The sequence below is a fragment of the Streptomyces sp. NPDC107471 genome, assembly GCF_055582845.1.
This window is the reverse complement of record NZ_JBVJPC010000001.1, coordinates 372497-394410: the sequence shown is the minus strand read 5'-3', so window position 1 is coordinate 394410 and position 21914 is coordinate 372497. Positions and strand designations below refer to the sequence as shown.

The 21914-nt window shown below is 72.3% G+C and carries 14 protein-coding genes and 1 pseudogene; 7 read left to right on the top strand and 8 right to left on the bottom strand.

All coding sequences use genetic code 11. The features are described 5' to 3' along the window. Nucleotides 1-1438 (bottom strand): MFS transporter (locus tag ACZ66S_RS01755; RefSeq protein WP_469898930.1); only part of this gene is annotated, 1438 nt, incomplete at its 3' end. Between the two features lie 96 nt (nucleotides 1439-1534). Between ACZ66S_RS01755 and dusB the strand changes: the two genes are divergently transcribed. Next, nucleotides 1535-2689, top strand: coding sequence for a tRNA dihydrouridine synthase DusB (dusB, locus tag ACZ66S_RS01750; RefSeq protein WP_469898928.1), 1155 nt, complete (start codon nucleotides 1535-1537; stop codon nucleotides 2687-2689). Between the two features lie 406 nt (nucleotides 2690-3095). Here dusB and ACZ66S_RS01745 read toward each other — a convergent pair whose 3' ends face one another. The 3 genes from ACZ66S_RS01745 to ACZ66S_RS01735 all read right to left on the bottom strand — a co-directional run bounded on the left by ACZ66S_RS01745 (nucleotide 3096) and on the right by ACZ66S_RS01735 (nucleotide 8354). Continuing rightward, on the bottom strand, nucleotides 3096-4826 hold the full coding sequence (locus ACZ66S_RS01745; protein ID WP_469898926.1) for an alkaline phosphatase family protein: 1731 nt from the start codon (nucleotides 4824-4826) through the stop codon (nucleotides 3096-3098). A gap of 148 nt (nucleotides 4827-4974) precedes the next feature. Further along, nucleotides 4975-6912: an amylo-alpha-1,6-glucosidase gene (locus ACZ66S_RS01740; RefSeq protein WP_469898925.1), complete on the bottom strand. Its 1938-nt coding sequence runs from the start codon at nucleotides 6910-6912 to the stop codon at nucleotides 4975-4977. Beyond that, complete coding sequence (locus ACZ66S_RS01735) at nucleotides 6909-8354, bottom strand: MGH1-like glycoside hydrolase domain-containing protein (protein ID WP_469898923.1); 1446 nt, start codon at nucleotides 8352-8354, stop codon at nucleotides 6909-6911. Before ACZ66S_RS01735 ends, ACZ66S_RS01740 begins: the two co-directional genes overlap by 4 nt. Before the next feature lie 120 nt (nucleotides 8355-8474). Between ACZ66S_RS01735 and ACZ66S_RS01730 the strand changes: the two genes are divergently transcribed. Continuing rightward, nucleotides 8475-9674, top strand: coding sequence for an ROK family transcriptional regulator (locus tag ACZ66S_RS01730; protein WP_469898921.1), 1200 nt, complete (start codon nucleotides 8475-8477; stop codon nucleotides 9672-9674). 383 nt (nucleotides 9675-10057) lie between these two features. Then, the gene (ppdK, locus tag ACZ66S_RS01725) at nucleotides 10058-12778 is read left to right on the top strand and encodes a pyruvate, phosphate dikinase (protein ID WP_469898920.1); all 2721 of its coding nucleotides are present in this window, start codon (nucleotides 10058-10060) and stop codon (nucleotides 12776-12778) included. Nucleotides 12779-12912: 134 nt separating this feature from the next. Here the strand turns inward: ppdK and ACZ66S_RS01720 are convergent, their stop codons facing one another. From ACZ66S_RS01720 to ACZ66S_RS01710, 3 genes and pseudogenes are all read right to left on the bottom strand, one after another. Beyond that, nucleotides 12913-13314 (bottom strand): excalibur calcium-binding domain-containing protein, encoded by a 402-nt coding sequence (locus ACZ66S_RS01720; protein ID WP_469898919.1) that lies wholly within the window; start codon nucleotides 13312-13314, stop codon nucleotides 12913-12915. Between the two features lie 177 nt (nucleotides 13315-13491). Continuing rightward, on the bottom strand, nucleotides 13492-13971 hold the full coding sequence (locus ACZ66S_RS01715; protein WP_469898917.1) for an excalibur calcium-binding domain-containing protein: 480 nt from the start codon (nucleotides 13969-13971) through the stop codon (nucleotides 13492-13494). Between the two features lie 108 nt (nucleotides 13972-14079). Continuing rightward, nucleotides 14080-14202: pseudogene (locus ACZ66S_RS01710) on the bottom strand (translocation protein TolB); the annotation flags it as partial. 79 nt (nucleotides 14203-14281) lie between these two features. Between ACZ66S_RS01710 and ACZ66S_RS01705 the strand changes: the two are divergent. Then, entirely contained in the window at nucleotides 14282-15208 is a 927-nt protein-coding gene (locus ACZ66S_RS01705) for an oxidoreductase (RefSeq protein ID WP_469898916.1), read from the top strand. Nucleotides 15209-15237: 29 nt separating this feature from the next. Here the strand turns inward: ACZ66S_RS01705 and ACZ66S_RS01700 are convergent, their stop codons facing one another. Beyond that, nucleotides 15238-15879, bottom strand: coding sequence for a LysE family translocator (locus ACZ66S_RS01700; protein ID WP_469898915.1), 642 nt, complete (start codon nucleotides 15877-15879; stop codon nucleotides 15238-15240). A 260-nt stretch (nucleotides 15880-16139) separates the two neighbouring features. On the opposite strand from ACZ66S_RS01700, the gene ACZ66S_RS01695 reads away from it, so the two are divergent. The 3 genes from ACZ66S_RS01695 (at nucleotide 16140) to ACZ66S_RS01685 (ending at nucleotide 21910) form a co-directional block, all read left to right on the top strand. After that, complete coding sequence (locus ACZ66S_RS01695) at nucleotides 16140-17075, top strand: FG-GAP-like repeat-containing protein (RefSeq protein WP_469898914.1); 936 nt, start codon at nucleotides 16140-16142, stop codon at nucleotides 17073-17075. 237 nt (nucleotides 17076-17312) lie between these two features. Further along, nucleotides 17313-21638, top strand: a complete 4326-nt coding sequence (locus ACZ66S_RS01690) for a polymorphic toxin-type HINT domain-containing protein (protein WP_469898913.1) — start codon at nucleotides 17313-17315, stop codon at nucleotides 21636-21638. After that, the gene (locus ACZ66S_RS01685; RefSeq protein ID WP_469898912.1) at nucleotides 21635-21910 is read left to right on the top strand and encodes a hypothetical protein; all 276 of its coding nucleotides are present in this window, start codon (nucleotides 21635-21637) and stop codon (nucleotides 21908-21910) included. Before ACZ66S_RS01690 ends, ACZ66S_RS01685 begins: the two co-directional genes overlap by 4 nt. Nucleotides 21911-21914 lie beyond the last annotated feature (4 nt).

Genomic DNA, 21914 nt, shown 5'->3' with positions numbered 1-21914 from the left:
TGACCCGCGCAGCCTCCCGCACCTCCACCGACTCCAGCCGCTCAGCCGTACGCTCCGCGGTCCCCCGGGCCCACGCACCGCTGGTCACCGCCCCGAGCACCAGCACCACCACCCCGCACCCGGCCAGGATCCACCACCCCGGCACCGCGGCGGACACGAACTTCTCCTTGTACGACGACGCCCCCACCCCCGAGGCCAGCACCGCCCCGAGCACCGCCACCCCGAGCGTCTGCCCGAGCTGCCGGCTGGTGGAGGCGACGGCCGCCGCGACCCCGGCCTGAGCACGCGGCATCCCCGACACCGCCGTGTTCGTGATCGGCGCGTTCACCAGCCCGAACCCGATCCCGAACAGCACGTACCCGAGGAACAGCGTCGTGTTCGAGGTCTCCGCGTCGAACGCGGCGAACAGCACCCCGCTCGCCGTCGTCATCACTCCCGCGATCACGAGCGGCAGCCGCGGCCCCCGGCTCCCCACCAGCCGCCCGGCCAGCGGCGCGAACAGGAACATCGGCACCGCCATCGGCAGCATCCACAGCCCGGCGTGCAGCGCGTCCAGCCCCCGGACGTTCTGGAGGTACAGCGTCGACAGGAACAGGAACCCGCCAAGACCCGCGAACGCGCTGATCGCGATCACCGTGGCACCGCTGAACGGCGCGGACCGGAAGAACCGCAGGTCGATCAGGGGTTCGTCGCGCCGCGGCTCGTACCAGAGGAGCCCCGCCAGCGCGACGACGGCTACGACGGCGAAGGGCAGGACGTACGAGAAGCCCGACGCCGGCGCCTCGATGATCGCGTACGTCAGCGAGCCGAACAGCGCGATCACCAGGAGCTGTCCGACCGGGTCGGGGCGGCGGGCCTTGGGCGCCCGGGACTCCGGGACGTACCGCAGGGTGAGCAGCAGGGCCGCGAGTCCGACCGGGAGGTTGACCCAGAAGATCGAGCGCCAGCCGACCGAGTCCACGAGCACCCCGCCGACCAGCGGCCCGGCGGCCATGGAGATGCCGACGACCGCCCCCCACACGCCGATCGCCCGCGCCCGCTCGCGCGGGTCGGTGAAGGTGTTGGTGATGATCGACATCGCGACCGGGTTGAGCATCGAACCGCCGACGGCCTGCACCATGCGGAAGGCGATCAGCGCCTCCAGGTTCGGCGCGGCGGAACACAGCGCGGAACCGATGGTGAAGACGATCAGGCCCGCCATGAAGACGCGCTTGCGGCCGATGCGGTCGGCCGTGGACCCGGCCAGCATCAGCAGCGAGGCGAGGACCAGGGTGTACGCGTCGATCGTCCACTGCAGGCCGGCCGTGCCGGCGTCCAGGCTGCGCTGCATCGAGGGCAGGGCGACGTTGAGGGCGGTGGTGTCGAGACTCACGATCAGGAGGCTCATGCAGCAGATCGCGAGGACCAGCATGCGTCGACGGTGACTGAGCTCGGGCATGCGTTTCATCGTACGCCGACTTCGATAGTGCGTCTAACTAATGGTCGCTACATGATCGATGCACGGGTACCCCGGAGCGTGCGTGACAATGGGGGAATGTCCACGACCGCGCTCACCGACACCACGCCCCTGCGGATCGGCCCGCACACCGTCCAACCGCCCGTGGTCCTCGCCCCCATGGCCGGGATCACCAACGCGCCCTTCCGCACCCTGTGCCGGGAGTTCAGCGGCGGCAAGGGGCTGTTCGTCAGCGAGATGATCACGACCCGGGCGCTGGTCGAGCGCAACGAGAAGACCATGCAGCTCGTCCACTTCGACGAGAGCGAGAAGCCTCGTTCGATCCAGCTCTACGGCGTCGACCCCGCCACCGTCGGCAAGGCCGTCCGCATGATCGCGGAGGAGGACCTCGCCGACCACATCGACCTCAACTTCGGGTGCCCGGTGCCCAAGGTGACGCGGAAGGGCGGCGGGTCCGCGCTGCCGTTCAAGCGTCCGCTGCTCCGGGCGATCCTGCGGGAGGCCGTGAGCGGGGCCGGGGACCTGCCGGTCACGATGAAGATGCGCAAGGGCATCGACGACGACCACCTCACGTATCTGGACGCGGGCCGGATCGCGGTCGAGGAGGGCGTGACGGCGATCGCCCTGCACGGACGGACCGCTGCGCAGCACTACGGCGGTACGGCCGACTGGGACGCGATCGCCCGCCTCAAGGAGCACGTGCCGGAGATCCCGGTGCTCGGCAACGGCGACATCTGGTCGGCGGCGGACGCGCTGCGGATGGTGCGGGCCACCGGCTGCGACGGGGTCGTCGTCGGGCGGGGGTGCCTGGGGCGGCCCTGGCTGTTCGCGGACCTCGTGGCGGCGTTCGAGGGGCGCGAGGAGTTCCGCCGGCCGGATCTGCGGGAGGTGGCCGACGTCATGGTGCGGCACGCCACGCTGCTCGGTGAGTGGATCGGGGACGAGGCGCGCGGGGTCGTCGACTTCCGCAAGCACGTGGCCTGGTACCTCAAGGGCTTCGCGGTCGGCAGCGAGATGCGCAAGCGGCTCGCGATCACGTCCTCGCTGTTGGAACTCCGGTCGGGTCTGGACGAGCTGGACCTCGACCAGCCCTGGCCGACGGGGGCGGACGGTCCGCGCGGCCGTACGTCCGGCAACAACAGGGTCGTCCTGCCCGACGGCTGGCTGAAGGACCCGTACGACTGCGCGGCGGGCGTCGGGGAGGACGCGGAGCTGGACACGTCGGGGGGCTGAGCGCGGGTGCGGCTGGGTGGGGGCGGGCGTTTCGCGCAGTTCCCCGCGCCCCTGAAATACCTGCGGCGGCCCGCTGCTCCCCAGTGCAGGGGCGCGGGGCGCGGGGCGCGGTCCGTCGTGGCGCAGGCGACTGCAACCCCCCAGGGGCGCGGGGAACTGCGCGACCAGCCCCCACCGGAGCCGCACCCGACGGCCGGTTGTGGCGCACGCTCACTCGTGACTCGGGTGACTGCAACCCCCTAGGGGCGCGGGGAACTGCGCGACCAGCCCCCACCGGAGCCGCACCCGACGGCCGGTCGTGGTGCACGCTCACTCGTGACTCGGGTGAGTGCAACCCCCTAGGGGCGCGGGGAACTGCGCGACCGGCCACCACGCACCCGCACCCGACCGGCGGTCGTGGCGGGCGCTAGCCCTTGGACGGGTGGCGGGTCGAGCCGTAGGCCGTGAGGAAGCGGTCTCGGAAGGAGCTCATCTTCCAGACCGGGGCGTCGTGGGCGGGCTTGAGGCCGTCGGTCCAGTTCCAGGAGGCGATCCTGTCGAGGACCTTCGGGTCCTTCGCGACGATCGAGATCGGTACGTCACGGCTGGCGTTCTGACCGCTGACCCGGGCGATCGGCTGGTGGTCGCCGAGGAAGACGAGGACCGTGTCATCGGTGCCGTAGCGCTCCAGCCACTGGGTGAGCGCGGTGACCGAGTACGAGATGGACTTGCCGTACTCCTGCTTGGAGCGGGTGGGGTCGGCGATGATGTCGGACGCCTTGTGGCCGGCCTGCTGGATGGGCTTGAAGACCGAGCCGTCGCCCAGGTCGTCCCAGTCGACCATCTTCGGGATGGGCGCCCAGGGCTGGTGGCTGGAGGTCAGGATGATCTCGGACATCAGCGGCTTGTCGCGCTTCTTGCCGTGGACCTGGCGCTGGTAGGCCTCCAGGGCGTACTGGTCGGGCATCGTCGACCAACTGAACTTGGGCCCCTGGTAGCCGAGTTGGAAGGCGTCGTAGACCTTGTCGAGGCCGTAGTACTCCTGTTCCGGCCAGCCCTTCTGGACGCCCGGCATCACCCCGACCGTGTCCCAGTCGCCCGTCTTCTTGAAGGCCTTGGTGAGGCTGAGGTGGTCGCTGGCCATGACCGTGCGGTAGCGCTGCTGGTTGTCGATCCACAGGCCGGAGAGCGTCGTCGAGTGACCGAGCCAGCTACTGCCGCCGTACGTCGCCGAGGTCAGCCAGCCGCTCTTCGCGTGGAAGCCGGCCCTCGCGAGGGCCGCGGTGCTGCTGTCGAGGGTCCTGTCGACGCCGGGCGCGATGCCCGGGTCCTCGACGGCGCTGCGGCCGTAGCTCTCGATGAAGGTGAAGATCATGTCCTTGCCGCGCAGGTCGGGCACCAGTTGGGAGCCCGGCGTGTTCCCGAAGGCGTCGACCTTGGCCACCTTCTGGAACTCGGCCTCGTCCCGCACCGTGGACAGCACCCGCTTGGCCTGGAGCGCGGTGAGCGCGGCGGTGTGCTCGGAGGCCAGCGGCGTGCCGAGGACCTGGAGGCCGAGCGCGGAACAGGTGACCCACACGGTGGCCGCGAGGAGCGTGCCACGGGTGGCGGCCCGCCGGTGCAGGGCCAGCAGGCCGCTCACCCTGACCGTGGCCAGCGTCATGAGGGCCAGCAGCACGAGCACGAGGACGACCACGCCGATCACCGCGCCGACCGCCACCGCCCCGCCCATCGAGTCCGCGACGTACGACTGCGCGTCGTCGAGCAGCTCCCAGTCCAGGACGGGGTTGAAGGGCCGCCCCAGGTAGTCGTAGAAGCCCATGTCGAGCAGGTTCAGGATCGTCATCACCCCGAGCCCCGCACCGGCCGCGACGGCCACCGCCAGCCGCGGCCGACGCGGCAGCGCGAGCGTCACGGCCGCCCCGAGGATCGCCTCGGCCGGTATCCGCAGGAAGGCCCGCGGGTGCAGATAGGGAACCTTGTTGGGCAGCAGCAGGGCCCCGAGGACGAGCAGGGCGGCGAGGACGTCCAGCGCCCACCGCGTGTTGCGTACGGCGGTGGGGTGCGCGTCCCGCCAGGACGGCCTCCGGTCCCGCGGACTGTCCCCGCCGGTCGCCTCGGCCTCGGGTGACGTGCTCTCTGCAAGGGTCTCGGACACCCGAGGGTCCTTCCGTACGGTCCTGGTGGAAGGCGGACCCGCCAGGGGGTCCCGGATCCGCCACATTCCCGTACGGAGGGTTCAGGCCGTCAGTTCACGCCCCAGGGCAAACACCGGCCCAACGCTTGGTCAACGACGGGGTTGTCCGTCAGGCGCCCCCGACCGCCGTCAGCAGCGCGAGCGGCGCCGCCGCGGACCGCGCCTCGCGCACACACGCGTGCGGGTACGGCACCGGCTCGCCGTGGGACTCCCGCCCGTACCCCGCCAGCACCTCCGGCAGCCGGTGCCCGGTCGCCGTGGCCGCGTCCACCAGCCCGTGCGCCACCTCGCGCGCCTCGTCGTGCAGCCCGTAGCGGGCGAGCCCCAGCGCGATCAGCGCGTTGTCGTGCGGCCACACCGATCCCCGGTGGTACGACATCGGGTGGTAGGCCGGCTGCCCGGCCGCCAGGGTCCGCACCCCCCACCCGGAGAAGAAGTCCGGCTCCAGCAGCCGCCGCCCCACCAGCTCGCCGTACTCCTTGTCGAGCAGCCCGGACCACAGCAGATGCCCGGCGTCGGAGGCCAGCGCGTCGACCTGCCGGCCCTCCCCGTCCAGCGCGAGGGCCGGGAAGGAGCGGTCCGGCATCCAGAAGTCCCGCTGGAACCGGTCCCGCAGGTCCGCCGCGGCCTGTTCGAGGAGCGCCGCGTACGTCTCGTCCCGCCACACCGTGCGCGCGACCCACGCGGTCCTGCGCAGCGCGTCGTACGCGTAGCCCTGGGCGCCCGCCGCCGTCACCGGGCCGCTCGGGCGGGTGCCGTCGGCGCCGCAGATCGATCCCGGGGAGTCCTTCCAGTTCTGGTTGGCGAGGCCGCCCCGGTCGGCACGGTAGACGAGGTAGCCGCGCGAGGTGAGACCGCCGTGGTCGAGCATCCAGCCGATCGCGGCCCGGGCGTGCGGCTCCAGCCGGCGGGCCAGGCCGGTGTCCCCGGTCCGCTCCACGTACGCGCCGAGCAGCACGAGGAACAGCGGGGTCGCGTCGACCGAGCCGTAGTAGCGGCCGTACGGCACCTGCCCGAAGTGCGCGAGCTCCCCGTGCCGTACCTCGTGCACGATCTTGCCGGGCTGGGCAACGGCGGCCGCGCCGGTCTCGGTGGCCTGGGTGGCGGCGAGCGCGGAGAGGGTCGCGGCGGCCGGCCCGGGGCGGTAGGGGAGGGCGAAGAGCGAGGTGAGGAGGGCGTCCCGGCCGAGGAGGGTGAGGAACCAGGGGGCGCCGGCGGCCGGGACCCGCAGTTCCTCGCCGTCCGGGCCGGTGGCCGGGACCTGGAGCGAGGCGAGGTCGGCGAGACCGCGGGCACAGGCGGCCGCCAGCTCCGGCCAGCCGGTCGGGAAGGCCACGCCCTCCACGAACTCGCCCTCCATTTCCAGGAGTCGACGGTTCAGGGCGGCGGGGGAGCTCGGTACCCGACGGGCCCGCCGGTCGCCGTGCGGGCGGGCCATCACACGCAGGGTCAGCTCGGCCGTGCCGTGCGGCTCCAGGTCGAGCGTCCAGACCAGGCGCCTGGCCCCGGTGCCGGTCTCCTCGACGCCGTCCGGGGCGGGGTCGGCCGTCACCGTCGTACAGGACCGCCAGTCGCGGCGGCGGTAGCCGAACTCCACGCCGTCGTCGCGGACTTCGCGGGTGCGGGTGGCGCCGGTCTTGGTGTAGGTGCGGTGGTCGCAGCGGAGTTCGAACTGGTCGGTGAAGTCGGCGTCCGCGGTCACCGCGAGCCGGACCGTGGTCGGCACCGGGCGGTTGCTGGTGACCCGCAGGGATTCCACGAACGAGCCGTCCCCCACACCCTGTTCGCGGAACAGGGTGTGCGCGGGGGGTTCCTGGCGGCCGCCCCGCGGGACCAGGACACAGCGCGCGGTGTCGCCGTCGGCGACCGGCGACAGGGCCTCCGGGACCGCGCCGTCGACCGTGAGCTGCCAGCGGCTCAGGTGGCGGGCGTCGCGCACGAAGAAGCCGTCCGGTGACGTGCCGTTCCGGACGCCGCTGATGTCCCCGCCGTCACCCACGGCGGCGAACGTCGCGCCGTGCACGAGCAGATGATGCCGGTCCGTCATGGCCGGTCCCCTCCCCTGAGTCCCATGTCCCCCGTGCCTGTGGTGTCGCTGTGCAGCAGGTCGAGGGCGAGCGCGGCGGTCCAGCCGAAGCCGGTCGTCCCGCAGGGCTCGCCGGTGTACGGGTCGACGTACTCCGCGAAGTCGCCGGCCGCGGCGAGTTCGAGGACCGACTCCCGCAGCGCGTCGGCCCGGCGGTGCTCGGCGTGCGCGCGCAGGCCCCGCTCCAGCAGCCACGCGGTGTTGAACCAGGCCGGGCCGCGCCAGTAGCGGTGCGGGTCGAAGGCCTCGCCGAGGAGGTCGTAGCTGGGTGGGAGGCGGGTGGTGGTGCCCAGTCCGAAACGCGGGCCCGTGGCGGTGCGCACGAGCGTCGCGGCGAGGTCCCGCGGGAGGCCGGGCAGCAGCAGCGGGACCAGTCCGGACACACAGCGCTCCGGGACCAGGGCGCCACGCCCGTCCGGGGCGGGGGCCTTGAGGTCCCGGCACAGGAACATCCCGCTCGCCGGGTCCCACAGCCGCTCCACCAGTGCCGCCGTGAGCCGCTTCGCGCGGGCGTGCCGGGCCGTGCCGGGCGCCCCCAGTTCGGCGGCGATCCGGGCGAGGGCGTGCTCGGAGGCGATGAGCAGGGCGTTGAAGGCGGGGTCCTCGACGGCGAACCCGCCTTCGGCACCACGCCCGCCGCCCCACCCGTCCCGGTACCCGGCGTCCCGGTAGTCGGCCGCCAGCCGTACGTACCGTCCGTAGTCCAGGTCCGTCGGCCGGTCCTCGGCCGCCCCGTGGTCGAGGTCGGCGCGGCGGAAAGAGCGGGCCGGGGCCGGTGTGACGCGGGACAGCGGCAGGTCCCAGGCGGGGCTGTTGTCCATTCCCTGTTCCCAGGGGTGCACCACGGACGCGAGACCGCCGCCGCCCAGGTCGCGGCGGTGCAGCAGATAGCGGTGCCAGGCGGCCAGCCGCGGATGCACCCGGGCGAGGAAGCCGCGCGCCCGGGACAGGCCGGGATCGGCGCGGTGGACCAGCCACGCGGCCAGGGCGTGGACCGGTGGCTGCACGATGCCGGACGTCTGTACGGTGCGCGGGGCGCCCGCGGCACGCCCCGCGGTGGCGGAGCGCCAGAAGTCGGGGCTCGGGAAGTACGCGTCGAGCGGCACGGAGGGGTTGAAGACGATGTGCGGGACCCGCCCGTCGCCCCACTGGGCCGCCAGCAGCGTCTCCAGCTCGGTCTGGGCCCGCAGCGGCGAGAGGTGGCGCAGGCCGATCGCGACGAACGCGGAGTCCCAGGACCACTGGTGCGGGTACAGGTCGCGCGAGGGCACGGTGGAGGTGCCGGTCCAGTTGGCCTCCAGCACCTTCGCGGCGGCGGCGTGCAGGGGATGGGGCGAATCCGGTGGATCGTATGCGGGCGAGTGCTCCGCGGAAGGGGTGACGAGCTGGGCGGTGCGATCCACTCGGGGCTCCCCGAAAGACATGTGGCTGACCGGTTCGGCCAGAGCTACCGTAGAGTTACGTCTATTTAACACGCAAAACCCAATATGTAATGCAGAGTTGGGGAACACAAGGGGGTGTGCATGGCTGGACGTCAGACCGGCGCCGGAGACCTGCTCGAACTGGTCCGCAGCGGACGAGCCGTCACCCGCGGCGCGCTCCAGCAGGCCACCGGACTGTCCCGGGCGACCGTCGGCCAGCGCCTCGACCGTCTCTTCCGCGCGGGCTGGCTGCGCGAGGGCGCCGGAGGCCCCGTGGACTCCCCGCTGGGCGGCCGGCCCGCCATCACCCTGGAGTTCGACGACGCCCACGCTGTCGTCCTCGCCGCCGACCTGGAGACCCGGCACGCCCGCGCGGCCGTGCTCTCCCTGACCGGTGAGATCCTCGCCGAGCACAGCGGCACCCTGGTCGTCGAGGACGGCCCGGACGCCGTGCTCGGCGAGCTCGGCCGCTGGTTCGCCGAGCTGCTGGAGAAGGCCGGGCGGCCGGCGTCCGAGGTCTGCGGCATCGGGCTGGCCGTGCCGGGCCCGGTCGAGACGGCGAGCGGCCGGGTGGTCCAGCCGCCGATCATGCCCGGCTGGGACGGCTACGACATAAGAGGCCGCCTCGCCGGCTCCTTCACCGAGCACACCGGGGCCGGTCCGGTCCCCGTACTCGTCGACAACGACGCCAACCTCATGGCGTACGGCGAACAGCGCACGGCGTACCCCGATTGCGGGGCGTTCGTGCTGGTCAAGGTCTCCACGGGCATCGGCGCCGGAGTCGTGGTCGACGGCTCGCTCTACCGGGGCATCGACGGCGGCGCGGGCGACCTGGGCCACATCCGGGTGCCGGCGGGCGCGGAGGCGCTGTGCCGGTGCGGGTCCTACGGCTGTCTGGCCGCCGTCGCCAGTGGCGGTGCCGTGGCCCGCCGGCTGGCGGCGACCGGGGTGCCCGCGGCCTCGGGGGCGGACGTGCGGGACCTGCTCGCGTCCGGGCATCCCGAGGCGGCGGCCCTCGCCCGCGAGGCGGGGCGACACGTCGGGGACGTCCTGGCGACGGTCGTGACCCTGCTGAACCCCGGGGTCCTGATGATCGCCGGCGATCTGGCCGGGACCCCCTTCCTCACCGGGGTCCGTGAGCTGCTGTACCAGCGGGCGCTGCCGCGCTCCACCGCCCGCCTGGAGGTCGTGACGTCGCGGCTCGGGGAGCGGGCGGGGCTGGTCGGCGCGGGCGCCCTGGTGGTGGAGCACCTGTACGCGCCCGAGCGGGTCGAGGAGCGCCTGCTGGCCATGGGCGTGTGACGTCCGCATGGTGAAATCCGGCGCGCTGTGGCAGCGTGATTCTCGCCACGCTTGATAAGGGCAGGGCTCAGATGAGCGGATCTTGGGCGACTGCACTTCTCCAAGGGGTGGCACTCAGTGCCACCCCTTGATCGTTCATCGATCGAAATCAGATGTGGGTGCAGGGTGCTCATGTGAGCGAAAATGGAGGTGCCTGGGCATCCCTGCGTTCAAGAGGTGAAAACATCCGCCGGCTGTCGCTTGCCAAGCTTTGACTTTCGATCCGCTGGCGGACGACTGGTTACGGGCGTATGACGCCCGAGTAGACGTACCCAGACGCCTTCGATCTGGGTATGTTCCTCGCCGTCAGGGCAGCCACCGCGTCCTCGAGGGAGTCGAGACCCGTGTCGGAAAACAAAGATCCCCACGTAGCGAAGTTCGTCTACGACTTCACCGAGGGAAACAAGGACCTCAAGGACCTCCTGGGTGGCAAGGGCGCGAACCTCGCCGAGATGACCAACCTGGGACTCCCCGTTCCCCCCGGCTTCACCATCACGACCGAGGCCTGCAAGGTCTACCTCGACAGCGGTGAGGAGCCGGCGGCACTGCGTGACGAGGTGAGTGCGCACCTCGACGCGCTGGAGCAGCGCATGGGCAAGAAGCTCGGCCAGCCCGACAACCCGCTGCTCGTCTCGGTCCGCTCCGGCGCGAAGTTCTCCATGCCCGGCATGATGGACACGGTCCTGAACATCGGCCTCTCCGACAAGTCGGTCCAGGGTCTCGCCCAGCAGGCCGGCGACGACCGCTTCGCCTGGGACTCCTACCGGCGCCTCATCCAGATGTTCGGCAAGACCGTCCTCGGCGTCGACGGCGACCTCTTCGAGGAGGCCCTCGACAAGGCCAAGGAGGCCAAGAAGGTCACGGTCGACACCGACCTGGAGGCCGCCGACCTCAAGAAGCTGGTCACCGCCTTCAAGAAGATCGTGAAGAAGGAGGCCGGCCGGGACTTCCCGCAGGACCCGCGCGAGCAGATGGACCTCGCGATCCACGCGGTCTTCGACTCCTGGAACACCGACCGCGCCAAGCTCTACCGCCGCCAGGAGCGCATCCCGCACGACCTGGGCACGGCCGTCAACGTCTGCTCGATGGTCTTCGGCAACCTCGGCCCCGACTCCGGCACCGGTGTCGCCTTCACCCGCGACCCCGCCTCCGGCCACCAGGGCGTCTACGGCGACTACCTCCAGAACGCGCAGGGCGAGGACGTCGTCGCCGGCATCCGCAACACCGTGCCGCTCGCGGAGCTGGAGCAGATCGACAAGAAGTCGTACGACCAGCTCATGCAGATCATGGAGACGCTGGAGAACCACTACAAGGACCTCTGCGACATCGAGTTCACCATCGAGCGCGGTCAGTTGTGGATGCTCCAGACCCGGGTCGGCAAGCGCACCGCGGGCGCGGCCTTCCGGATCGCCACCCAGCTCGTCGACCAGGGCCTCATCGACGAGGCCGAGGCGCTCCAGCGGGTCACCGGCGCCCAGCTCGCCCAGCTCATGTTCCCGCGCTTCGACGAGAACACGAAGGTCGCGCAGGTCGGCCGGGGCATCGCGGCCTCGCCGGGCGCGGCCGTCGGCAAGGCGGTCTTCGACTCGTACACCGCCGTCAAGTGGTCGCGTTCGGGCGAGAAGGTCATCCTGGTCCGCCGGGAGACCAACCCCGACGACCTCGACGGCATGATCGCGGCCGAGGGCATCCTGACCTCCCGCGGCGGCAAGACCTCCCACGCGGCCGTCGTCGCGCGCGGCATGGGCAAGACCTGTGTCTGCGGCGCCGAGGAGCTGGAGGTCGACACCAAGCGGCGCCGGATGACGGTGCCGGGCGGGCATGTCGTGGAGGAGGGCGACCTGATCTCCATCGACGGGTCCAGCGGCAAGGTGTACCTCGGTGAGGTGCCGGTCGTCCCGTCCCCCGTCGTGGAGTACTTCGAGGGCCGGATGCACGCGGGCGCCAACGACGCCGACGAGCTGGTCGAGGCCGTGCACCGGATCATGGCGTTCGCCGACCGCAAGCGTCGGCTGCGCGTCCGTGCCAACGCGGACAACGCCGAGGACGCGCTGCGCGCCCGTCGCTTCGGCGCCCAGGGCATCGGCCTGTGCCGCACCGAGCACATGTTCCTCGGCGACCGGCGTGAGCTGGTCGAGCGGCTCATCCTGGCCGACACGGAGGCCGAGCGCGAGGAGTCGCTGAAGGCGCTGCTCCCGCTCCAGAAGCAGGACTTCGTCGAGCTGTTCTCCGCGATGGACGGCCTGCCGGTGACGGTCCGGCTGCTGGACCCGCCGCTGCACGAGTTCCTCCCCGACATCACCGAGCTGTCGGTCCGCGTGGCCCTCGCCGAGTCCCGCCAGGAGCCGCACGAGAACGAACTGCGCCTCCTCCAGGCCGTGCACCGGCTGCACGAGCAGAACCCGATGCTGGGCCTGCGCGGTGTGCGCCTCGGCCTGGTCATCCCGGGTCTGTTCACCATGCAGGTCCGCGCGATCGCCGAGGCCGCTGCCGAGCGCAAGAACGCCAAGGGCGACCCGCGCGCCGAGATCATGATCCCGCTCGTCGGCACGGTCCAGGAGCTGGAGATCGTCCGCGAGGAGGCCGACCAGGTCGTCGCGGACGTCGAGGCGGCGACGGGCGTGGAGCTGAAGCTGTCGATCGGCACGATGATCGAGCTCCCGCGGGCCGCGCTGACCGCCGGTCAGATCGCGGAGGCGGCGGAGTTCTTCTCCTTCGGCACGAACGACCTCACCCAGACGGTGTGGGGCTTCAGCCGGGACGACGTGGAGGCCTCCTTCTTCACGGCCTACCTGGAGAAGGGCATCTTCGGGGTCTCCCCGTTCGAGACGATCGACAAGGACGGCGTCGGCTCGCTGGTGAAGCTCGCCGCCGAGGCGGGCCGCAGGACCCGGCCCGACCTGAAGCTCGGCGTCTGCGGTGAGCACGGCGGTGACCCGGAGTCGGTCCACTTCTTCCACGAGGTGGGGCTGGACTACGTCTCCTGCTCCCCGTTCCGCATCCCGGTGGCCCGTCTGGAGGCGGGACGCGCGGCGATCACGGCGGACGGGAGCGACCACCGGTAGGCCCCTGGGGCCACTGGAGCCCCGGAACCGCCGTCCGTCCCCGACCCTCATCCGATGGGCGGCGGTTCCGGATCACGAAGAGAGGGGGCGGCACCCTTGTGCGGGGGTGCCGCCCCCTCTCCCGTGCCCGAACGTCAGCGCTCGGCGCGGCGCCTGCGGGTCGACGCCACGAGCGCGCCGCCGGTGAGCAGGACGGCGGAGCCCGCGGCGGCGAGGTACACGGTGGTGTCGCCCCCGCCGCCGGTCTCGGCGAGGTCCGGCCCCTTCCCGGCGCCGTCCCCGGCCGCCGGCGCCGCCTCGTCGTCGTGGGCCACGAAGCCCGCGGGCGGCCGGTCGCAGGCGATGCCGTCGCCGTCCCGGTCGAGGTGGCTGCCGTAGTGCTCGTCGCCCTCGGGGATGTTCGCGTAGCCGGCGGCGTACGCCTCGGTGCAGTTCTCGAACGGGTGGTCACCGTCGTGGGCCGAGGCGGCGCCCGGCAGCACGGCCAGCGCCAGCGCGGCGACGACGACGGCGCCGGGCTTGCGGAGCAGGTTCACAGCAGGTCCTTCCAGGTTCGTGGTGATATCCGCGCACATGATCAGGAAGCGGCGATCGGCCGGATATGAGGTGACGAACCTAGTGAGACGCGGATCCCCTGTCGGCGACATGAGAAACCCGTGATGCGAACGTGACGTGACCGGAGGGTAGCTCTCCGCCACCGCGGTGACAGCGGCTCAACTGTCGCAGGCCACCCCGTCGTTGTCCCGGTCCAGGTGCGAGGCGTACCCCGGCTCACCGCGGTGGATCGGCGCGGCGCCGGCGGCGCGGGCCTCCGTGCAGTTGCCGTAGTAGACGCTGTCGGACCCCGAGTCGTCCCCGGAGCCGGTGTCCGCCGCGGCCTGTGCGGTGACCGTCCTCGTGACCTTGACCGTCTTGGTGGCGGTCACCGTGGCCGCGGGCTCCGGCTCCGGGGTCGCGGTGGTCGTGGCCGTCGTCGTCACGGTCACGGTCGGCTGCGGTTTCGCGGCGGCCGGCTTCGCGTCGTCCGTCGTCTTGCCCTGGTCGCCGGCGCCCATGCCGATACCGAGGAAGAGGGCGAGCGCGAGCGCGGGCAGGACGTACCGCTTCCGGGCCCACTTGGGGGCGGGCCGGGAAGCGGACGGCGGCGCCGGCGGCCACGGAGGCGTGGGCTGGGGCTGGTACGGGTTGGCCATCTCGTCCCCCTGGGGTCGCTACGTGAGGGGATGACCGTATTGCCGCCACCGTGTTTGTGGAGATGAAGTGTTCATTCCGTGACCATTACATGCCATCCGGTGCCACGTCCGGATTGAGCCGGTCCCCTCGTACGTGATGCCGGCCGAGGAGCTCCCGGTCGTGCCTCGCCGGCTGGAGAAGTACAGGCGGGTGCGGTCCGGGGCGAAGGCGGGACCCGTGATCTCCGAGGCCCGCATGCACCCGGTGCATGACGTCCGGTGTGCTCCGCTCGTAGGGTGGATCCCACCCCGTCTGCGGAGGGAGCCGGTCATGTCGGGCTGGAGTGCCGAGGACATCCCCGGTCAGAGCGGGCGCGTGGCCGTCGTCACCGGGGCCAACAGCGGCATCGGGTACGCCACCGCGCGCGAACTCGCCCGCAAGGGCGCCCGGGTGCTGCTCGCCTGCCGCAGCGAGACGCGGGGCGCCGGGGCTCGGGACCGGCTGGTCGGCGAAGTGCCGGGCGCGGACGTGGAGTTCGCCCGTCTGGACCTCGGGGACCTGGCCTCCGTAAGGGAGTTCGCGACCACGTACCCCTACGACCGTCTCGACCTGCTGGTCAACAACGCGGGCGTGATGGCGCTGCCGTACGGCACGACGGCCGACGGCTTCGAGACCCAGTTCGGCACCAACCACCTCGGCCACTTCGCACTGACCGGACTGCTGCTGCCGACGCTCCTCGCGACGCCCGGCGCGCGCGTGGTGACGGTCTCCAGCCCCATGCACGCGCTGGCCAACATCGACATCGGCGACCTCAACAGCGAGCGCCGCTACCGGCGTTGGGTCGCCTACGCCCGCTCCAAGACCGCCAACCTGCTCTTCGTCCACGAACTGGCCCGCCGACTGGCGGCCCACGGCTCGGACGTGATCGCCGCGGCGGCGCACCCCGGGTACGCGGCCACCAACCTCCAGGCCGCGGGACCCAGGATGGCGGGCCGCAGGACGGCGGAACGCGTCATGGGGATCGGCAACCGCTTCTTCGCCCAGTCCGCCGACGCCGGGGCCCTGCCCACCCTGTACGCGGCCACCGCCCCCGACGTACCGCCCGACTCCCTCACCGGCCCGTCCCTGGCCGGGTGGCGCGGTTCCCCGGCCCCCACCTGGCGGGCCCCCTGGACCCGCGACGACCGGGTGTCGCAGCGTCTGTGGGCCGCGTCGGAGGAGCTCACGGGCGTGACGTACGACGCCCTGAAGGTCTGATCCCCCGCACCCCGCGACCCTTGAGCGACTCAGTCCTTCCGGCCGGTCACCGCCACCGTCACACCGAGCCCGATCATGGTCAGTCCCCCCACCCCGCCCACCAGGGAGAGGCGGCGCGGCGAGCGGGCGAACCAGCCGCGCGCGGTCGCCGCGACCAGACCCCACACGGCGTCGGAGACCAGCGCGATGACGTTGAACACCAGCCCGAGCAGCAGCATCTGCGCGGCCACCTGACCATGGCCGCGGTCCACGAACTGCGGCAGCACCGCGGCGAAGAACACGATCGTCTTGGGGTTGGTCACCCCGACCGCGAACCCCTCCCAGAACGTGCGCAGACCGCCGTGCCCCGCCGACACGTCCTCGGCGAACGCCGCGCGCAGGGACCCGCGTCCGCGCCACGCCCTGACGCCCAGGTACACCAGATAGGCGGCGCCGGCGAGCTTGAGCGTGGTGAACACCAGCACCGAGCGCTCCACGACCGAGCCGACCCCGAACGCCACGGCGAGTACCAGGACGTAGGCGCCGACCGTGTTCCCGGCCACCGTGGTCAGGGCGGCACGCCTGCCCTGCGCGAGCGCCCGGCCGATCACGAACAGCACACTGGGTCCGGGGACCACGATCAGCAGGAACGACATGGCCGCGAAGGCGAGGAGACGGTCGGTGGGAACCATGGCGTCCATGCAAGCACGGGGGATCCGCGCCCTCCAGCGGATTTCCGCCGACGGCCACCCGGCGGCCCAGGCCCACATGTCCAGGACGATCACTTAACGCCCGAAGTGACCGTGCGGCCTCGCCGCGCCCGCGTCCATCACGATCTCCCCATGTCTCTCTCAAAACTCCTTCACAGCACACGCAACGGCCTCGTACAGTGCACGGGCCATGGCGCCTCACCAGGCCATGTGCGCATCCACAACGGGGGAGTTGACCGGCCATGCCCACGAGCAAACGGGTCGCGCGCACAAGACCGCGCACGTTCACCCGCACCACCATCGCGAGACTCGCGACCGCCGCCGCCCTGGCCGTGGTCGTCTCCGCGGCAGCGCTCTGGTCGGCCGGTTCCGCGCCGACGACGGCGACCGCCACCGCGGCGGACGGCAGTGACGCCCAGCCCGTGGCGGGCGGCGCGCCGATGCTGTCCCTGCTGGTGCGCCGCACCTCCGACGGCCACTTGCTGACGTACGAGCCCAAGGGCACTGGCGGCGTCAAGGCCGCCCTGGACCTCGGCGGCGGCTTCAGCGCCGCCACCGCCATCGTCCGCGCCGACAACTCCGAGAACGGCACCCGCAGCGACCTGTACTTCCGGATGGGCAACGCCCTCTACTACACCGCCGAACGCTCCACCGAGACCAAGCTCATCGGTAGCGGCTGGGACCAGTTCAACCTCCTGATGTCCCCCGGCAACCTCGGCGGCACCGCCCAGCCCGACCTCCTGGCCCGCGACAGCGCCGGCGCCCTGTGGCTCTACCAGGGCAGGACCGACGGCACCCTCGCCGCCAAGGTCAGGGCGGGAAGCAGCGGTTGGAACGCCCTCGACATCCTCGCCGGTCACGGCGACTACACCGGCGACGGCAGGACCGACCTCCTGGCACGCACGCCCGCCGGAGCCCTGTACCTCTACCCCGGCACCGGAAACGCCACCGCCGACGCCGTGTTCGGCGCCCGCGTCAGCGTCGGCACCGGGTGGCAGACCTACAACGCGCTCGTCTCCACCGGCGACAACGACGGCGACGGCAAGGCCGACCTCATCGCGCGCGACACAGCAGGCGCCCTCTGGCTCTTCAAGGGCACCGGCACCGCCGGCGCTCCCTTCGCGGCCCGTGTCCAGATCGGCACCAGCGGCTGGAACGCCTTCAACGCCCTCTTCTAGCACCGCGCTTCACGCCGATCACCACGTCGGCGTCCCCAGTCGTTCATCCTCCCGGCCGACCCCCGGCGACCAGCCCCGCACGAGCCCGCACCCGCGGCGCTCGCCCCTGGCGTGACCCCGGCCCGGCCCACCCCAGAAGGCTCACCACTGACGATGCGTACCAATGCGCCCCCGGCACGATCACGTGCCCGCCGCGGGCACCCCCTGCTGGCAAGACTCCTGTCGACCACGGCGGTCGTGTGCTCCGTCGCACTCCTGGCCTCCGGCGCGCAGCCCGCCACGCCCACCCCCACCCGCCCGGCCGCCGCCACCGGTGTCGATCCGGCGACCGGCTACGACCTCGACCAGGCCGTCAAGATCCGCGACGCCCAGTGCCTGATGAACCTCATGCAGCGCCGGGGCGGACAGGAGATGAAGGCGGTCGCCCGCGCCGGCCTGGCCGGCACCGACGCGGAACTCCTCGCGGCCGGTGACCCGGCGTACTACAACACCCCCGAACCCCCGCTGGCCGTCGCCTACGACAAGGACAAGGCGACCGCGTCCGCGAAGATGGACGAGCTCTACGACCGGCACACGACCTGGGAGACCTCCCTCAACGTCACCCCGCCCGCCGGCTACACGTACACCGGCTTCCAGTGGATCGAGCAGAAGGACAACCCCTTCGCCACCACCGGTCTCTCCGGCTGGATCGCCGACCAGTTCTGGCAGTCCGAGTACGACCTCTTCCACACGAACCAGGCGCCCGTGGCCGGGCAGGACTCGGTGAATGCGGTCACCGACATCGTCAACGCCCGCTACTCCGAGGACCGTTACGAGGACTACGACGACTGGTCGGCGTGGAAGTGGGAGATGCAGTTCATGCACCCCATGTACGCCGACGACGCCCGGATCTTCCTCCAGAACGGCGGCTTCCCGACCACCGCCCCCGACCCGGACTCGGTCGAGTTCCGGATCGACGTGGAGGCGTTGAAGGCGCGTTTCGCGTCGTGCACCACCAGCAACCCGATCGACCCGCACAAGGTCCTGACCGCCGAGACCGTGGTCGCGTCCACCGAGTGGCAGGCCGAGATCTCCGGCCAGAAGACCCAGCGCGACCGCATCCTCGCCGCCGAGGCCGCCGCCAACGGCGACCTCCAGGTCGCCACCCAGGCGCTCGGTGAGGCGCTCGGCCAGTCGATGATCGCGAGCCGGCTCGCCGACTGGCAGGCCTACTGGCTCAAACAGCCCACCACCAACGCCGATTACCCGGACGCCGCCGAGTTCACCAAGGTCGCCGCCAACATCGTCAAGGCGCAGGCCATGGCGCTGGGCCGGCTGTACGTCGCCTCCCGGGCCGCCCAGTCCGCCCAGACGCAGGCCGTCAAGGCCACCGCCGCGCAGACCGACGCCTACGCCGTCGCCGACGCGGCCGGTCTGCCGCGCGGCCGGGGCCTGCTCTACGGACAGCAGGCCGTCCAGGTCGCCAAGGCGTCGGCCGCCGCCGCGACCGCCGTCGCCAAGGCCACCGAGACCGCGGCCAACGCGACCCGCGCCTCGGCCGCCGACAGCAAGACGCTGATGGCACTGGCCAAGACCCAGGCGCACGCCTCCGCCGCCGAGTTCCGGCGCGCCGCCGCCGAGGAGGCCGCCGCCCAGGCGAAGGCCGCCGCCGACGGTGCCGCCGTACAGGCCGGCAAGGCCGCCGACAACGCGGCCAAGGCCAAGGCCGCCCGGGTGAAGGCGGAGGCCGCCGAGGCCACCGCAAAGGCTGCGGCCGCCGACGCCAAGGCCAAGCGGGCCACCGCCGAGGCCGAACGTGACAAGGCCGAGGCGCAGAAGGACATCGCCGCCGCCGAGCGGGCCAAGGCCGCCGACGCCAACCAGCGGGCCCAGTCCCAGCGGCAGGTCGCGGCGGACAAGCTGAGCGCCGCGCAGGCCGCAGGCAGCACCGCGTCCGCGAAGAAGGACGAGGCGCTGGCCGCCGAACGCCGGGCCTCCGTGGCCCGCGACAACGCGGTCAACGCGGAGGACACCGAGGACGCCCTGTCCGCCCGCGCCGACGCGGCGGAGTCCCGTGCCGCCGCCGACGAGGGCACCGACGCGGCCTCCGATTCCCGCGCCGCCGCGACCCGGGCCCGTACGGCCGCCAACGAGGCCGGCGACGCCGCCCGCGCGGCACGCTCCGCCGCCGACGACGCCACCACCGCGGCGGCGAACGCTCGCGAGGCCTCGATCCGCGCCGACGCGGCGGCCGCCCGCGCCAAGGCCGCGTCCGACGCGGCGCAGCGCGACGTGGCGATCACCCACGCGGCCGTGCAGAAGGCCCACGCGGCCGCCGCCGACGCGATCGCCGCCTCAGGTGCGGCAGCGGAGAACGTCCGGGTCGCCAAGGCCCTCGCCGACACCGCGAAGGCCAAGGCCACCGAGGCCAAGGCGAACGCGGTGATCGCCCGTGTGGAGGCCAACGCGGCCGCCGCCACCGCCGTCCAGACGGCCGGCTTCGCCTACGCCACCGCACAGGCCGCAGCAGCCGCGCGTGACGCGGCGGCCCAGGTGATCAAGCCGGCCAACGACGCCATCGAACTGGGCTCCCCGTACCAGGAGACCGACTCCTCGGCCGGCCTTGCCGTCCTGTCCGGGCAGGCCGCGAAGACGGCCTCCGAGCAGCAGGCGGCGCTGGCCCAGGCGAAGGCCGCCCAGGCCGCGAAGGCGTCCACCGAGGCCGCCGCGCTCGCCGCTCAGGCGAGCGCCGACGCCAAGGCGGCAGCGGTGGCAGCGGCCGCCGCCGCGGACTCGGCCGCCAAGGCCGCCGCCTCCCTCGCCCAGGCTCGCGCCTCGGCCGTCGCCGCGGCGGCCGACGCCAAGGCGGCCGTCAGATCCGAGGCCAACACGGTCGCGTACGACGAGCAGGCCACCGCCGACGCGGCGGCCGCCGCCGGAGCCGCCACCGCGGCGAGCGGTTACGCAGACGATGCCCGGAACTCGGCGGACGCCGCCGAGACCGACGCCGCCTCCGCGCGCTCCGCCGCCAGCGAGGCCGAGGCCGACGCCACCACCGCCAGTGGTGTCGCCGACCGGGCGGAAGCGGACGCCACCGAGGCCGAGGCCTCCGCTGCACGGGCCCGGGAGGACGCCTCCGAGGCCGAGGCCGCCGCCACCCGGGCGGAGACCGCGGCGAACGCGCAGAGCGAGACCGTCCGGATGAGCGAGACCGGACCGGCCGGCGCCCAGGGCGTGATCGCCCAGCCGTACGGGGTGCAGGACACGATCTCCTCGGACGGCATGTGCACCGGCACGCACACCGGCAGCGACGTCGGCTGCGAGATCAACGTCACGCACCACATCACCGGGACCATGATCTACCTGGTCCTGACCTGCCCGCTGCCGCATGCCACCGCCGTCGAGTGCATCGGCAGCTACACCGCCGACTATCTCGACAGCAAGCCGATCGACTTCACCTACGACGACCAGATCCACGTCGACGGCTGGAAGCTGACTGCCGAGATCCTCAAGACCGTCGCCTACGGCATGGTCCAGGACTTCGTCGGCTGCGCCCGCCTCGTCTTCACCGGGTCGGGAGGCACCGGCGGCGACTGTGCCTGGGCGATCGGCAGCATCGTGGTGCCGCCCCTGCTGAAGGTCGCCTCGCGGTACGTCATCGCGCTGCGCGCCGCCATGCGGACCGGCATCGGCCTGGACCAGGCCATCTACAACTTGCGCGGCTCCGGTCTGACCGCCGACGCGCTGGCCAACCTCACCAAGGCCGGCCGGGCCGCGAAGGCCGCGGCCGCCGGGCAGTGCTTCCCGCCCGGCACACCCATCGCCACGGCCCACGGCACCAAGAAGATCGAGGACATCAAGGTCGGCGACCGGGTCTGGGCCGCCGACCCGGTGACGGGCAAGCAGACCCTGCGCCGGGTCACCCAGCTCTTCCAGCGCACCGCCGAGGGTCTGGTGCAGGTAGAGGCAGGAGGCCACGACGTACGGGCGACGGCCGGGCACCCCTTCCAGGTCAAGGGGAGGGGCTGGGTCGACGCGGGCGACCTGAAGCCGGGCGACCGGCTGGAGAAGCGGGACGGTTCGACGGTCGCCGTGGACGGCGTCTCCGAACTGCCGGGTCCGGCCAGGGTGTTCAACTTCGAGGTGGAGACCGACCACACCTACTACGCGACCGACCTCGACGTCCTGGTGCACAACACCTGCGGCGAGTACTCCGAGATCTACGAGAACGGCACCGCGATCCTCGCCTCGATCGACAGCAAGGGCATCCTCAACACCGCCGTGGAGGTCGTCAAGGACGGTACGGAGTCGACGGCGCCCACCGGGGGCGAGATGTTCGTCAACGCCATGAACGCCCTGGCCAAGGACGCCGAGGGAGTACGGGGCACCTGGAACAGCGGGCTGCGCGACAACCTCGACAGCTTCAACGCGGGCATCCAGAACATGCTCTCCCCGGAGGACGCCGCCCGGGCGACCTTCACCGGGAAGATGGCCGTAAAGTACGGCTTCACCAAGGTGGAGATCGAGTCGACCGTCGGTTCGCCCGGCGAGTACACAGCGGTGAAGGTGGTGTTCAGGAGGTGACCGACCGGACCGCGATCGTGGCCGGCCTGCGCCGGCTCGGCGAGGAAGGCCGCCCGGCCTCCGAGGCCGCGCGCTGGGTGATGCGGGAGATGGGGGACGACTTCAAGGTCTTCCAGCTCATGGTCCACTTCTTCAGCGCCTACCACGTCCCGGTGGAACGCCTCCGGGAGATGGAGCGCTGGGAGGGCCTGGGCACCGGCGGTCCCCTCACGGACGCCGAACTGGACGAGGTCGTCGGCCCGCTCAGGGTCCGGGAGACACCGAAGTCCTGACGGG